At 72.9% G+C, this 13,581-nt stretch carries 13 protein-coding genes; 10 read left to right on the forward strand and 3 right to left on the reverse strand.

Features of this window, described 5'->3' with window-relative positions:
- Positions 1 to 88 precede the first annotated feature (88 nt).
- From ABZ883_RS29315 to ABZ883_RS29325, 3 genes are all read left to right on the forward strand, one after another.
- Positions 89 to 934 carry a GNAT family N-acetyltransferase gene (locus tag ABZ883_RS29315; protein WP_360911295.1) on the forward strand — a complete coding sequence of 282 codons (846 nt, stop codon included), beginning with the start codon at positions 89 to 91 and terminating at the stop codon, positions 932 to 934.
- Between the two features lie 14 nt (positions 935 to 948).
- Positions 949 to 1,482 carry a GNAT family N-acetyltransferase gene (locus ABZ883_RS29320; RefSeq protein WP_360911297.1) on the forward strand — a complete coding sequence of 178 codons (534 nt, stop codon included), beginning with the start codon at positions 949 to 951 and terminating at the stop codon, positions 1,480 to 1,482.
- A gap of 81 nt (positions 1,483 to 1,563) precedes the next feature.
- Positions 1,564 to 3,240, forward strand: coding sequence for a proline--tRNA ligase (locus ABZ883_RS29325; RefSeq protein ID WP_360911299.1), 1,677 nt, complete (start codon positions 1,564 to 1,566; stop codon positions 3,238 to 3,240).
- 625 nt (positions 3,241 to 3,865) lie between these two features.
- Here ABZ883_RS29325 and ABZ883_RS29330 read toward each other — a convergent pair.
- Genes ABZ883_RS29330 through ABZ883_RS29340 form a run of 3 tightly spaced genes read right to left on the reverse strand, consistent with a single transcriptional unit; the run spans position 3,866 to position 5,801 of the window.
- Entirely contained in the window at positions 3,866 to 4,798 is a 933-nt protein-coding gene (locus ABZ883_RS29330; protein WP_360911301.1) for an aminoglycoside phosphotransferase family protein, read from the reverse strand.
- Positions 4,799 to 4,828: 30 nt separating this feature from the next.
- The gene (locus ABZ883_RS29335) at positions 4,829 to 5,257 is read right to left on the reverse strand and encodes a ferritin-like domain-containing protein (RefSeq protein WP_360911303.1); all 429 of its coding nucleotides are present in this window, start codon (positions 5,255 to 5,257) and stop codon (positions 4,829 to 4,831) included.
- A gap of 7 nt (positions 5,258 to 5,264) precedes the next feature.
- Positions 5,265 to 5,801, reverse strand: coding sequence for a hypothetical protein (locus ABZ883_RS29340; protein WP_360911305.1), 537 nt, complete (start codon positions 5,799 to 5,801; stop codon positions 5,265 to 5,267).
- A gap of 148 nt (positions 5,802 to 5,949) precedes the next feature.
- Between ABZ883_RS29340 and rimP the strand changes: the two genes are divergently transcribed.
- From rimP to truB, 7 genes are all read left to right on the forward strand, one after another.
- The gene (gene rimP, locus ABZ883_RS29345) at positions 5,950 to 6,474 is read left to right on the forward strand and encodes a ribosome maturation factor RimP (protein ID WP_360911307.1); all 525 of its coding nucleotides are present in this window, start codon (positions 5,950 to 5,952) and stop codon (positions 6,472 to 6,474) included.
- Between the two features lie 2 nt (positions 6,475 to 6,476).
- Positions 6,477 to 7,463, forward strand: a complete 987-nt coding sequence (gene nusA / locus ABZ883_RS29350) for a transcription termination factor NusA (RefSeq protein WP_360911309.1) — start codon at positions 6,477 to 6,479, stop codon at positions 7,461 to 7,463.
- A gap of 78 nt (positions 7,464 to 7,541) precedes the next feature.
- Positions 7,542 to 7,820, forward strand: coding sequence for a YlxR family protein (locus ABZ883_RS29355; protein WP_360911311.1), 279 nt, complete (start codon positions 7,542 to 7,544; stop codon positions 7,818 to 7,820).
- A 160-nt stretch (positions 7,821 to 7,980) separates the two neighbouring features.
- Complete coding sequence (gene infB, locus ABZ883_RS29360) at positions 7,981 to 11,121, forward strand: translation initiation factor IF-2 (protein ID WP_360911313.1); 3,141 nt, start codon at positions 7,981 to 7,983, stop codon at positions 11,119 to 11,121.
- Between the two features lie 144 nt (positions 11,122 to 11,265).
- Positions 11,266 to 11,562: a DUF503 domain-containing protein gene (locus tag ABZ883_RS29365; RefSeq protein ID WP_360911315.1), complete on the forward strand. Its 297-nt coding sequence runs from the start codon at positions 11,266 to 11,268 to the stop codon at positions 11,560 to 11,562.
- A 42-nt stretch (positions 11,563 to 11,604) separates the two neighbouring features.
- Positions 11,605 to 12,099 carry a 30S ribosome-binding factor RbfA gene (rbfA, locus tag ABZ883_RS29370; RefSeq protein ID WP_360911317.1) on the forward strand — a complete coding sequence of 165 codons (495 nt, stop codon included), beginning with the start codon at positions 11,605 to 11,607 and terminating at the stop codon, positions 12,097 to 12,099.
- The gene (gene truB, locus ABZ883_RS29375; RefSeq protein WP_360911319.1) at positions 12,096 to 12,968 is read left to right on the forward strand and encodes a tRNA pseudouridine(55) synthase TruB; all 873 of its coding nucleotides are present in this window, start codon (positions 12,096 to 12,098) and stop codon (positions 12,966 to 12,968) included. Before rbfA ends, truB begins: the two co-directional genes overlap by 4 nt.
- The last annotated feature ends 613 nt before the right edge of the window (positions 12,969 to 13,581 follow it).

Here is a 13,581-nt window from a genome sequence, read left to right on the forward strand (position 1 = left end):
ATCCGGGCGGCAGGGGCGGAACACGTCGCGGCGGGGTAAGGTTCTGGGACTTCCCCGACCACCGCTGCCCGTACGGTGAGGCGCCCACGTGCTGACGACCACGACGACCAAGGTTCTGGAACCCGGAGAACTCGACGCCGTACTCGCGGTGCTCGACCGGGACCCGGTGGCCAACGCCTTCGTCGCCTCCCGGGTCGCCGTCGCCGGGCTCGACCCCTGGCGGCTCGGCGGCGAGTTGTGGGGCTGGTACTTCGGCGGCCGGCTGGAAGCCCTGTGCTACGCGGGCGCCAACCTCGTGCCCATCTGCGCCGGACCCGAGGCCGTCCGCGCCTTCGCCGACCGGGCGCTGCGCTCCGGCCGCCGCTGCTCGTCCATCGTCGGCCCCGCCGAGTCCACCCGCGCGCTGTGGTCGCTGCTCGAACGGAGCTGGGGACCGGCCCGTGAGATCCGCGCCCACCAGCCGCTGATGGTCACCCGGGCCCTGCCCGCCGACGTCGAACCCGACCCCTGTGTGCGCCGCGTACGGCGCGACGAGCTGGACGTGATCATGCCCGCGTGCGTGGCCATGTTCACCGAGGAGGTCGGCGTCTCCCCGCTCGCCGGCGACGGCGGGCTGATCTACCAGGCGCGGGTCGCCGAACTCGTCTCCACCGGGCGCTCGTTCGCCCGCATCGAGGACGGCAAGGTGGTCTTCAAGGCCGAGATCGGCGCCGTCACCCGGCACGCCTGCCAGATCCAGGGCGTCTGGGTCGACCCCGACCACCGCGGCCGGCGGCTCTCCGAGACCGGCATGGCGGCCGTGCTCCACTACGCACTGCGCGACGTCGCGCCCGTGGCCAGCCTCTACGTCAACGACTTCAACGCGCCCGCCCGCGCCGCCTACCGGCGCGTCGGCTTCACCGAAGTCGGCGCTTTCATGAGCGTCCTGTTCTAGTAGTGTCCCCGCCCATGGATGACGTGGCGGTCGAGCCGATCGACCTGACGGCACGGGTGGACGAAGCACTGGCCGTCCAGGCGGTCGCCTTCGGGCTGGGCGCGGAGGAAGTCGCCATCCGCCGCCAGATCGTGCTGCGCCACCTCGGCTTCCCCGGGGTCCGCGCCCTCGGCGCCCTCACCCCCGAAGGACGGCTGGCCGGCTTCGTCTACGGCATGCCCAACCACCGCACGCACTGGTGGTCCACCGTCGTCGAGCCCTACCTGCGCCGCACCGGCACAGACGACTGGCTCGACGACTCCTTCACCATCACCGAACTGCACGTCCACCCCGACTTCCAGTGCCGCGGCGTCGGGCGCGCCCTCATCACCACGATCACCGACGCCGCCGCCCAGCCGCGCAGCATCCTGTCGGCCATCGACACCGAGAGCCGCGCCCGGCGCCTGTACCGCGCGCTCGGCTACACCGATCTCGCCCGCCCCGTGCACTTCCCCAGCGCGACGAGCCCGTACGCCGTCATGGGCGCCTGGCTGCCGCTCCTGAGGTAATCGGTTTCCGGGGGCGCCCGGCGGGTCGATATCCTCGCCGCAACGGCACGAAACCCCCTGGAGAGCCCCATGGTCCTGCGCATGTCCAAGCTGATGCTCAAGACGCTGCGCGACGACCCGGCCGACGCCGAGACCACGAGCCACAAGCTCCTGGTCCGGGCCGGATACGTCCGCCGCTCCTCGGCGGGGGTGTGGACCTGGCTGCCGCTCGGCAAACGGGTCCTGGAGAACGTCACCCGCGTCGTCCGCGAGGAGATGGACGCCATCGGCGGCCAGGAGGTCCTGCTGCCCGCGCTGCTCCCGCGCGACAACTACGAGGCGACGGGCCGCGCCGGCGAGTACGGCGACCTGCTCTTCCAGCTCCGCGACCGCAAGGGCACCGACTACGTGCTCGGCCCCACGCACGAGGAGATCTTCACCCAGGTCGTCAAGGACCAGGCCGCGTCCTACAAGGACCTGCCGGTGATCCTCTACCAGATCCAGACCAAGTACCGCGACGAGGCCCGCCCCCGCTCCGGCGTGCTGCGCGGCCGCGAGTTCCAGATGAAGGACTCGTACTCCTTCGACACCACCGACGAGGGCCTGGCCGAGGCCTACCGCCTCCACCGCGAGGCCTACATCAAGATCTTCTCCCGCCTCGGCTTCGACTTCCGCATCGTCTCCGCCGTCTCCGGCGCCATGGGCGGCTCCGCCTCCGAGGAGTTCCTCGCCCCCGCCGCGGCCGGCGAGGACACCTTCGTGGACTGCCCCGCGTGCGACTACGCGGCCAACACCGAGGCCGTCACCACCAAGGTGCCCCCGGTCGAGGGCGTGGACCACCCGGCCCTGGAGGAGGTGGACACCCCCGACACCCCGACCATCGAGACGCTGGCCGCGCACCTCGGCGTCCCCGCCTCCGCCACGCTGAAGAACCTGCTGGTCAAGGTCGACGGCGAGATCGTCGCCGTCGGCGTCCCCGGCGACCGCGAGGTCGACCTCGGCAAGCTCGCGGAGCACCTCGCCCCCGCCGAGGTCGAGCTCGTCACCGCGGAGGACTTCGCCGGCCGCCCCGACCTGGTCCGCGGCTACGTCGGCCCGCAGGGCCTGACCGGCGTCCGCTACCTCGCCGACCCCCGGGTCGCCCCCGGCACCGCCTGGGTCACCGGAGCCAACAAGCCCGACACCCACGCCCGCAACGTGGTCGCGGGCCGCGACTTCCACGTCGACGAGTACCTCGACGTCGTCACCGTCGAGCCCGGCGACCCCTGCCCGCGCTGCGGCGCCGGCCTCAAGCTGGACCGGGCCATCGAGATCGGCCACATCTTCCAGCTCGGCCGCAAGTACGCCGACGCCTTCGAGCTCGACGTCCTCGGCCAGAACGGCAAGCCCGTCCGCGTCACCATGGGCTCCTACGGCATCGGCGTCTCCCGTGCCGTCGCCGCCATCGCCGAGCAGACCGCCGACGCGCAGGGCCTGTGCTGGCCGCGCGAGATCGCCCCCGCGGACGTCCACGTGGTGGCCGCGGGCAAGGCACTGCAGACCGAGCTGGCGCTCGAGGTCGCGGACAAGCTGCACGCCGCCGGGGTCCGGGTCATCGTCGACGACCGCGCGGGCGTCTCGCCGGGCGTGAAGTTCACGGACGCGGAGCTGCTCGGCGTGCCGACGATTTTGGTGGTCGGGCGGGGGGCGGGGGACGGGGTGGTCGAGGTCAAGGACCGGCGTACGGGAGAGCGCGAGGAGCTCTCCGTGGGGGATGCGGTGGCCCGCCTCTCCGCGTAGCGGTGTTCCGGGTTTTTTTCCCCGCCCTCCCTCCCTCCCCCGACCTTCGGCCGGGGGTGCCCCCAGCCCGGCGCGGTAAGTGCGGGCCCTGCGCTCTGTTCGGTGTGGGGTCGGCGCCGCTCCGGAGTCCTCCCCCAACCTTCGGCCGGGGGGACCCCCACGGCGCTCGCGGTCTACCCCTGCAATTCGTGTACCGCGGTCGCCGCTCGTCCCTCCCCCAGCTACCGCTGGGAGGTGCCCCAGCGGGCGGACCCCGGCGCACCCCCTCCCGGGGTCGTTGGGGCGGCTTACGGCCGGTGGGGGTGCTGTTGGCGGTGACGGCGGAGCATGTCGTTGGCGCTTCGCCTACGGGTGCCCGAGCACGGTGCCGTCTCTACCCACTCACCGGGGATCAGGCGCGGAGACTACGGAGGGGGCGGGGCTGTAGGGGTGGTGTTCTGGACTGTGGAGCATATTTGGGTGCGTGACCCGGGGCACGCAGCCGACAGTGCCTGAGGCACCTAAATGTGCTGTCCAGAATGGCAGCCCCGGAGGGCCCGCACCCGGCCCCCCGACAACTGGCGTCGGGGTGACCTGACTTCACAGGGCACACCGGCGGGAGGGCGGGAAAGGGACCCGGCACAGGTCAGAGCAGGCCTGCGAACTCGAGCAGGAGCTCGCCCCCCGCCCGGTCCCCGACCGAGAACGCCCACACGCCCGCCTCGACCGCCCGGAACAGCCCCCACCCCCGCACCCGTTCCCGGTCCACCTCGAGCGCGTCGGAGAGTTTGGCGACCCGCCTCCGCGCGGCGGCCTGCGCGCCACCGGTGGCCAGCAGCGTCTCCAGGCGGTCGCGGACGAGCCACGCGAGATCGAAGGCGGGGTCGCCGACGAGCGGCTTGGGGTCGATGGCGAGCCAGGGGACGCGGTCGGCGGAGAGCACGTTGCCGTGGTGGTAGTCACCGTGCAGCAGCACAGCGGGCCCGGGCCCGCCCGTCAGGGCGTCCCGCAGGGCGAGGGCCTCGTCGACCAGGGGCCGTGCCTCCGCGTCGACGTAGGGCTGGGCGGCCCGTTCCCGCAGCCGCGCCGCGAGCCCCGCCGTGTGGTCGGCCACGGACGTGAAGGGGTGGGCGTCGTCCGGCGGGAGCGGCACCCACAGCCGCTGGAGTGTGGCGCACGCCTCCAGCATCGCCTTGGGCTCGGGCAGCGAGCGCAGCGAGACCTCGCCGTGGAGGCGTTCCATGAGCAGGACGCCCTCGTCGGGGTCGGCGCGCAGCAGCCGTACCGCGCCGCGTCCGTCCCAGCGGGCGAGCGCGGCGTGCTCGTGCCGGGTCTCGTCGGTGACGAGGCCGAGCTTGAGGGTGGCGGGGGTGCCGTCGGCCTGGCGGACCAGGACGACCATGCTGATCCGGCCGCCGGGGGAGAGCACGCGTTCGGGCCGCAGGTCCCATCGCGCGAGGTGGTCCGCGGCGCGTTGGGGGAGCGTGGCGAGCCAGGCGCGGCCCGGGTCGCCCTCCCAGGCGCTGATGGTGCGGATCAGCCGCTCGGGCGGTTCGAGGTGCTGCGGTGCCGGGGTCATGCGGGGGCTTGTCCCTCCTGCGGATCGGGTCTACCGGCCGCGCTCGGCCAGCCCGGGGAAGGCTACGCTCCCGCCGCGCCAGCCCACCGCCCGCACCGCGGCCTCGCGGAGCGCGTCGGCGGCCTCGCGGCGCAGGCCGGCGGTGGCGGCGCGGACGAGGTCGGCGTAGACACCGGCGACCCGGTCCTCCAGTTCCGCGGCGAGGCGGATCGCCGCCGCGCGGTCCGGCACGGGGAAGGGCAGCGTGTAGGCGGCCGAGGCCGCGACGGGCTCGCCGCCGAGGTCGGTGACGGTGCGGCGCAGGGAGTCGCGGCGGGCGCGGTGGGCGTCGTAGCCGGCGGTGGCCCGTCCGGTGGGGTCCGTACCGATGCGGGCGCCGACCACGCCGTAGCCGTAGACGGCCGCGTGCTCGGCGGCGAGGGCGGCCTGGACGGCCGCGAGCGGCTGCTGCTGAGCCATGGGCGGGTCATTTCTCCTTGAGCAGCAGGACGTGCCCGGCGCCGCAGGCGGCCACCGAGGCGAGCAGACGGGCGAGTTCGGGCGGGGCGTCGAGCAGCGCGGCCGCCCGTTCGCCGGCGAGCGTCCGTTCCTCGGTGGCGAGGGCGGCCAGTGCCGCGGACTCGGCGGAGGGAACAGACACGGAGGCCGACGGTGATGGCGACGGCGAACGCCTGGGCGCCGCCGGCCCGAACGCCGCGACGTGCCGGGCGACTTCGGCCCGCAGCGGGCGCAGCCGCGTCGCGAGCCGGGGGTGGGCGGCGATCGTGGCGTCGTAGCGGGCGAGCAGCGCGCCGCTGTCGTGGGCGGCCCGCTCCCGCAGGATCTCGCCGGGGTCGGGCGAGGGTGTGGAGGGCCCCGGGGCACCGGAGCGCCGGCCAGGGGGGTCGGAGCAGCCGCCGAGCAGTCCGGCCGCGGCCGGCAGGGCGGGCAGGACGAGAGCGGTGCGGACCGCGCGCCGGCGCGGCATGTTCCTGAGCGGCACAGTGCCCCTTCCCGTGATCACCAACGGAGAGGGTACCGGCGTGGGCGGCGCCCTCCGCGACGGCGCCCTCCGCGGCGCCGAATCGTCGTTCCGGCACCCGAACCGATAGGCTTTGGGCCGACACACGACCTTCCACCACAACAGCACACGCGGCCGAGGAGTCACCCGGATGAGCACCACCCAGAGCGAGAGGCTGCGCGGGCTGCTGGAGCCCCTCGTCGCGAAGACGGGGCTGGAGCTGGAAGAGATCAAGGTGACGGCCGCCGGCAACCGGCGCCAGCTCCAGGTGATCGTGGACTCCGACGAGGGCGCCCCGCTGGACACCCTCGCCGACCTCAGCCGGGAGATCTCGCAGGCACTGGACGACGCCGACGCCATGGGCGGCACGGCGTACCTGCTGGAGGTCTCCTCCCCGGGCGTGGACCGCCCGCTCACCGAGCCGCGCCACTTCCGGCGGAACGAGGGCCGGCTGGTCAAGCTGAACCGGACCGACGGCGGCGAGCTGGTCGCGCGGATCATGGCGGTCGACGAGGACGGTCTCGACCTGGAGGTCCCCGGTGTCAAGGGGCGCAAGCCCAAGCCCGCCCGTGTGGCCTTCGGCGAGATCGCCAAGGCGCGGGTGGAGATCGAATTCAGTCGCAAGGACCCGGCCGATGCCGATACCGACGGCGACGAGAGCACTGAGGAGGCGTAGCCGTGGACATCGACATGAGTGCCCTGCGGGGGCTGGTCCGGGAGAAGGAGATCTCCTTCGAACTGCTGGTCGAGGCGATCGAGTCGGCGCTCCTCATCGCGTACCACCGCGAGCCGGGCAGCCGCCGCAACGCGCGGGTGGAGCTGGACCGTACCAACGGCCATGTGACCGTGTGGGCCAAGGAGGACGCGTCGGAGACCCCGGAGGGCGCCGAGCCCCGGGAGTTCGACGACACGCCGAGCGGCTTCGGCCGGATCGCGGCGACCACCGCCAAGCAGGTGATCCTCCAGCGGCTGCGGGACGCCGAGGAGGAGATCACCTTCGGCGAGTACGCGGGCCGCGAGGGCGACATCGTCACCGGAGTGGTCCAGCAGGGCAAGGACCCGAAGAACGTACTGGTCGACATCGGCAAGCTGGAGGCCATCCTGCCGGTGCAGGAGCAGGTGCCCGGCGAGGACTACAAGCACGGCACGCGGCTGCGCTCGTACGTCGTCCGGGTCGCCAAGGGCGTGCGCGGCCCGTCGGTGACGCTGTCGCGCACCCACCCGAGCCTGGTGAAGAAGCTCTTCGCGCTGGAGGTCCCGGAGATCGCGGACGGATCCGTGGAGATCGCGGCCATCGCCCGCGAGGCCGGGCACCGTACGAAGATCGCGGTGCGCTCCACCCGTTCGGGCCTGAACGCCAAGGGCGCCTGCATCGGCCCGATGGGCGCGCGGGTGCGTGCCGTGATGGCCGAACTGAACGGCGAGAAGATCGACATCGTCGACTGGTCGGACGAACCGGGTGAGATGGTGGCGAACGCCCTGTCACCCGCTCGGGTGAGCAAGGTGGAGATCGTCGACATGGCTGCGCGCTCAGCCCGGGTGACCGTGCCGGACTACCAGCTCTCGCTGGCGATCGGCAAGGAAGGGCAGAACGCACGCCTGGCCGCGCGGCTCACGGGCTGGCGGATCGACATCCGCCCGGACACCGAGCCGGCCGAGCAGTAGCACCTGTTGGCAATCGAGGATCGACCGTGCGCCGGATAACCCAGAGGGGTGAGGTCGGCGCGGGGAGGTAGACTAAAGATGTCTGGCCGGACGCACGGCCCAGCACGCCCGGAGCGCACATGCATCGGCTGCAGGGAGCGGGCGGCCAAGCACGATCTGCTGCGTGTGGTGATGGCCGGGGACTCCTGTGTTCCCGATCTTCGCGGTACGCTGCCCGGTCGGGGTGCCTATGTGCACCCCGACACCGTCTGTTTCGACCTGGCGGTCCGCCGCCGGGCGTTTCTGCGGGCCTTCCGGGCCCAGGGACCGCTGGACACCGCGGAACTCCGCGATCATGTCGAGCAGGCGACACTGTGAGTGAGCAAGGAGACCGCGCGGGCGACCGTGCGGTCCAGGTACCCCGCGAGTTGGAAGTAGGTCGAGATTGCGATGAGCACTCGATGAGCACGCGATGAGTACGCCCATGAAGTAGCGACGGTCCGGCGGACGACCACCCCGGACCTCATGAAGGAGCGAAGTGGCTAAGGTCCGGGTATACGAACTCGCCAAGGAGTTCGGAGTTGAGAGCAAGGTCGTCATGGCCAAGCTCCAAGAACTTGGCGAATTCGTCCGTTCGGCGTCCTCGACGATCGAGGCGCCGGTTGTTCGCAAGTTGACTGACGCACTGCAGGGCCCGGGCGGCGGTTCCGCCCCCGGCAAGCCCTCCGCCGCCAGGCCCGCGGCGCCCCGCAAGGCAGCGCCCGCAAAGCCGGCCGCACCCACTCCGGGCGCGCCGGCCCGTCCCGCTGCCCCGGCCCCCAAGCCGGCGACGGGACCCGCCCCCACCCCCCGGCCCGCGACCGGCTCCGCGCCGACTCCCGGTCCGCGCCCGACGCCGGCCCCCAAGCCGGCTCCGGCCAAGCCCGCCCCGGCGCCGGTCACCCCTGTGCCGCAGGCGGAGTTCTCCGCCCCGCCGGCGCCGCAGGCCCCGGCTCCCGAGCGTCCGGCCCAGGCCGAGCGCCCCGAGCGCCCCGCCGCGCGTTCCGGTCAGCCCGGTCCGCGTCCCGGCGGCAGCGCGCCGCGTCCCGGTCAGCGCGACGGCCAGCGTGACGGCGGCCAGCGTGACGGCGGCCGCGGTCAGGGCGGCCCCGGCGCTCCGCGTCCGGGCGGCCAGGCGCCGCGTCCGGGTGGTGCCGCACGTCCGGCCGGTCCCCGTCCGGGCAACAACCCCTTCACCTCCGGTTCCACCGGCATGCCGCGCCCGCAGGCGCCGCGTCCCGGTGGCGGGGCCCCCGGCCAGCCCGGCCCGCGCCCCGGTGGCGCCCCGGGTGCCGCCGGTCCGCGTCCCGGTGGCGCGCCGCGCCCCGGCGGCGGTGCTCCCTCCGGTCCCCGTCCGACCCCGGGCGGCATGCCCCGTCCGCAGGGCGGCGGTCCCCGTCCGAACCCCGGCATGATGCCGCAGCGTCCCGCTTCCACGGGCGGCGGTCCGGGTCGTCCCGGCGCCGGCGCCGGTGCCCGTCCGGGCCCGCGTCCCGGCGGTGGCGGCGGTGCGGGTCGTCCCGGTGGCGGCGGCTTCGCCGGCCGTCCCGGTGGCGGCGGCGGTGCCGGTCGTCCCGGTGGTGGCGGCGGCTTCGGCGGCCCGCGCCCCGGTGGCGGTGCCCCCGGTGCCGGTGGTGGCGGCGGCTTCGCCGGCGGCGGTGGCCGTCCCGGCTTCGGCGGTCGTCCCGGCGGTCCCGGTGGCCGTGGTGGCACGCAGGGTGCCTTCGGCCGCGGCCCTGGTGGCCGTCCGGCCCGTGGCCGCAAGTCGAAGCGTGCGAAGCGCCAGGAGTACGAGGCCATGCAGGCCCCGTCCGTCGGCGGTGTGATGCTGCCTCGCGGCAACGGCGACACCGTTCGCCTGTCCCGTGGCGCGTCGCTGACGGACTTCGCCGAGAAGATCGGCGCCAACCCGGCGTCGCTCGTCCAGGTGATGCTGAACCTCGGTGAGATGGTCACCGCGACCCAGTCCGTCTCCGACGACACGCTGCAGATGCTGGCCGACGAGATGAACTACACCCTCCAGGTCGTCAGCCCGGAGGAGGAGGACCGCGAGCTGCTCGAGTCCTTCGACATCGAGTTCGGCGAGAACGAGGGCGGCGAGGAAGCGCTCGTCGCGCGTCCGCCGGTCGTGACCGTCATGGGTCACGTCGACCACGGAAAGACCCGCCTTCTCGACGCGATCCGCAAGACCAACGTGGTCGCGGGCGAGGCCGGCGGTATCACCCAGCACATCGGTGCCTACCAGGTGGCCACCGAGGTCAACGGCGAGCACCGGGCCATCACCTTCATCGACACCCCCGGTCACGAGGCGTTCACCGCCATGCGTGCCCGTGGTGCCAAGTCCACCGACATCGCGATCCTCGTGGTGGCGGCGAACGACGGCGTCATGCCGCAGACGATCGAGGCGCTGAACCACGCCAAGGCGGCCGACGTGCCGATCGTGGTCGCGGTCAACAAGATCGACGTCGAGGGCGCGGACCCGACGAAGGTGCGCGGTCAGCTGACCGAGTTCGGCCTGGTGGCCGAGGAGTACGGCGGCGACACGATGTTCGTCGACATCTCCGCCAAGCAGGGCCTCAACATCGACGGCCTGCTGGAGGCCGTGGTCCTCACCGCGGACGCCGCGCTCGACCTGCGCGCCAACCCCGAGCAGGACGCACAGGGCATCGCGATCGAGGCCCACCTCGACCGCGGCCGCGGCGCCGTGGCGACCGTCCTGGTCCAGCGCGGCACCCTGCGGGTCGGCGACACCATGGTGGTCGGCGACGCGTACGGCCGTGTCCGCGCGATGCTCGACGACACCGGCAACACGCTCGAAGAGGCGGGCCCCTCGACCCCGGTCCTGGTGCTCGGTCTGACGAACGTGCCGGGTGCCGGCGACAACTTCCTGGTGGTCGACGAGGACCGTACGGCCCGTCAGATCGCCGAGAAGCGTGCCGCCCGCGAGCGGAACGCGGCCTTCGCCAAGTCCCGCCGCCGGGTCAGCCTGGAGGACCTGGACAAGGTGCTCAAGGCCGGCGAGGTCCAGCAGCTCAACCTCATCATCAAGGGCGACGCGTCCGGTTCGGTCGAGGCCCTGGAGTCCTCGCTGCTCCAGCTCGACGTCGGCGAGGACGTGGACCTGCGCATCCTCCACCGGGGTGTCGGTGCGGTCACCGAGACCGACGTCACCCTGGCGGCGGGCTCCGACGCGATCATCATCGGCTTCAACGTGCGGGCCGAGGGCCGCGCCACGTCGCTGGCCGAGCGTGAGGGCGTCGACGTCCGCTACTACTCGGTGATCTACCAGGTCATCGAGGAGATCGAGGCGGCGCTCAAGGGTCTGCTCAAGCCCGAGTACGAGGAGGTGGAGCTCGGCACCGCCGAGATCCGCGAGGTCTTCCGCTCCTCCAAGCTCGGCAACATCGCCGGTGTGCTCATCCGCTCCGGCGAGGTCAAGCGCAACACCAAGGCGCGCCTCCTGCGCGACGGCAAGGTCGTCGCCGAGAACCTCAACATCGAGGGTCTGCGGCGCTTCAAGGACGACGTCACCGAGATTCGTGAGGGTTACGAGGGCGGTATCAACCTCGGCAACTACAACGACATCAAGATCGACGACGTCATCGCGACCTACGAGATGCGCGAGAAGCCGCGCGTCTGATCGCTGGTGCCGTGTCCGGGGCCGGTCGGTGGAAGAAAAATTCCGTCGATCGGCCCCGGCCGTTGCCTTTAGTGTGGTGCTTACTGTTCGCAGTGCTCGCACTGTTCGCCACGAGGCCCCACAGGTCGGCTTGACCTGACGCCCATGTTTGTAGGGACGCTGTCCTTCGATCTGCTTCTCGGCGACGTCCGGTCGCTCAAGGAGAAGCGCTCCGTCGTCCGGCCCATCGTGGCCGAGCTGCACCGCAAGTTCGCGGTCAGTGTGGCGGAGGTCGACCACCATGATCTTTACCGCAGGGCCGAAATCGGCGTGGCGGTCGTGTCCGGGGACCTCGGGCACATCAATGACGTACTCGGACGCTGCGAGCGATGGATGGTCGCCCGTCCCGAGGTGGACCTGCTGTCGGCTCGGCAGCGGATCCACGGGGACGAAGACGACTGACACCCACGTACCGAAGAGTGAAGAGTAGAGAGAAGAGCAGGCATGACCGACACCGCGCGGGCGCGCAAGCTGGCGGACCGCATCCGGGTCGTGGTCGCCGAGACCCTCCAGCGACGGATCAAGGACCCGCGGCTGGGGTACGTCACGATCACCGACACCCGGGTCACCGGTGACCTGCGGGAGGCGACCGTCTTCTACACCGTCTTCGGGGACGACGAGGAGCGTGCAGCCTCGGCGGCGGCCCTGGAGAGCGCCAAGGGCGTCCTCCGCTCGGAGGTCGGACGGCAGACGGGCGTGCGCTTCACGCCGTCCCTGACGTTCGTCGCCGACGCGATCCCGGAGAACGCGCGCACTATCGAGGACCTGCTCGCCAAGGCCCGCGAGGCCGACGAGGAGGTGCGCAAGAGCGCCACCGACGCCGCGTACGCCGGCGAGGCCGATCCCTACCGCAAGCCGGCCGAGGACGGCGACGACGAGGATGACGAAGGCGCCGAGGGCGCCGAGGGCGCCGAGGGGACCGGGGGCGAGGCGCGGTGAAGGACGGGCTTGTCATCGTCGACAAGCCGGGCGGTATGACCTCGCACGACGTCGTGTCCCGGCTGCGCAGGCTCGCCGGGACGCGGCGGGTCGGCCACGCCGGCACGCTCGACCCCATGGCCACCGGCGTCCTCGTCATCGGCGTGGAGAAGGCCACCCGGCTGCTCGGGCACCTCGCGCTCACCCGCAAGGAGTACGAGGCCACGATCCGGCTCGGCCAGACCACCGTCACGGACGACGCCGAGGGCGAGATCACGGCCGCGGTCCCCGCGGGCGCGGTCACCCGCGAGGCCGTCGACGCGGGCATCGCGGCGCTCACCGGCGACATCATGCAGGTGCCGTCCAAGGTCAGCGCGATCAAGGTGAACGGCGTCCGCTCGTACGCGCGCGTACGCGGTGGCGAGGACTTCGAACTGGCCGCCCGGCCGGTGACGGTGTCCTCGTTCGTCGTGCGGGACGTGCGCCGCGAGGGCGACGACCTCGTGGACGTCGACGTCACGGTCGAGTGCTCCTCCGGCACGTACATCCGCGCCCTCGCGCGCGACCTCGGCGCGGGACTCGGCGTCGGCGGCCACCTCACCGCGCTGCGGCGCACCCGGGTCGGCCCCTACGGGGCGGGCCTCGCCCGCACGCTGGAGGAACTGGCCGAGTCCTTCGCGGTCCTCCCCATCGCGGAGGCCGCGGCGGCGGCGTTCCCCCGCTGGGACGTCGACGAGCGGGCGGCCCGCCTGCTGGGGAACGGGGTCCGGCTGGACGCGCCCGCCACGGTGGGGGCGGAGCCGACGGGGGTGTTCGGGCCGGACGGGAGGTTTTTGGCGTTGGTGGAGGGGCGCGAGGGGCAGGCACGCATCCTGGCGAACTTCGCCTGACCTGGTTTTCCCCCCGCCCTCCCTCCCGAGTGCCCGGCGCGGTAAGTGCGGGCCCCGCACGTTTGCCGTGGGGGTCGGCGCCGCTCCGGAGTCCGTCCTCGGGGCTCGCGGTTTGGGCCCACATCGTTCGGCATCGACCACGCGGTTACCGCTCGTCCCCTGCGGGCGGACCCCGGCGCACCCCCTCCCGGGGTCGTTGCGGCGACTTACGGCCGGTGGGGGGTCAGAGAGCACTTGCGGCAACCCCGGACCGCCCCTTCACTCACCCACCGGGGATCAGGCGCATGGTGAAACGGAGGGGCGGGGTCGGAGGGGTGGTGTTCTGGACTGTGGAGCATATTTGGGTGCATGACCCGGGGCACGCAGCGGACAGTGCCTGAGGCACCTAAATGTGCTGTCCAGAATGGCAGCCCCGGAGGCCCCGAACCCGGCCCCCCAACAACGCGCGTCGGGGCGCGTGACTTCACTGGGCACACGGGCGGGAGGGCGGGGAAACAACCCGGCACAGCGAAGCGCAGCGTGGGGGGCGGGGCCCCCCCCCCCCCCGCCCCCCCCCCACCCCCCCCCCCCCACAGGTGGCAATACAGGCCCCCAGAAAAAATAAACCCCAACG

Origin of the sequence: Streptomyces sp. NPDC046977 (assembly GCF_040644455.1) — a bacterium.
Lineage (GTDB): Bacteria > Actinomycetota > Actinomycetes > Streptomycetales > Streptomycetaceae > Actinacidiphila.

Coding starts and splice junctions, on each gene's coding strand:
- ABZ883_RS29320 (WP_360911297.1), top strand. CDS start 949: ATGGATGACGTGGCGGTCGAGCCGATCGACCTGACGGCACGGGTGGAC.
- ABZ883_RS29325 (WP_360911299.1), top strand. CDS start 1,564: ATGTCCAAGCTGATGCTCAAGACGCTGCGCGACGACCCGGCCGACGCC.
- ABZ883_RS29330 (WP_360911301.1), bottom strand. CDS start 4,798: ATGACCCCGGCACCGCAGCACCTCGAACCGCCCGAGCGGCTGATCCGC.
- ABZ883_RS29335 (WP_360911303.1), bottom strand. CDS start 5,257: ATGGCTCAGCAGCAGCCGCTCGCGGCCGTCCAGGCCGCCCTCGCCGCC.
- rimP (WP_360911307.1), top strand. CDS start 5,950: ATGAGCACCACCCAGAGCGAGAGGCTGCGCGGGCTGCTGGAGCCCCTC.
- ABZ883_RS29355 (WP_360911311.1), top strand. CDS start 7,542: ATGTCTGGCCGGACGCACGGCCCAGCACGCCCGGAGCGCACATGCATC.
- ABZ883_RS29365 (WP_360911315.1), top strand. CDS start 11,266: ATGTTTGTAGGGACGCTGTCCTTCGATCTGCTTCTCGGCGACGTCCGG.
- rbfA (WP_360911317.1), top strand. CDS start 11,605: ATGACCGACACCGCGCGGGCGCGCAAGCTGGCGGACCGCATCCGGGTC.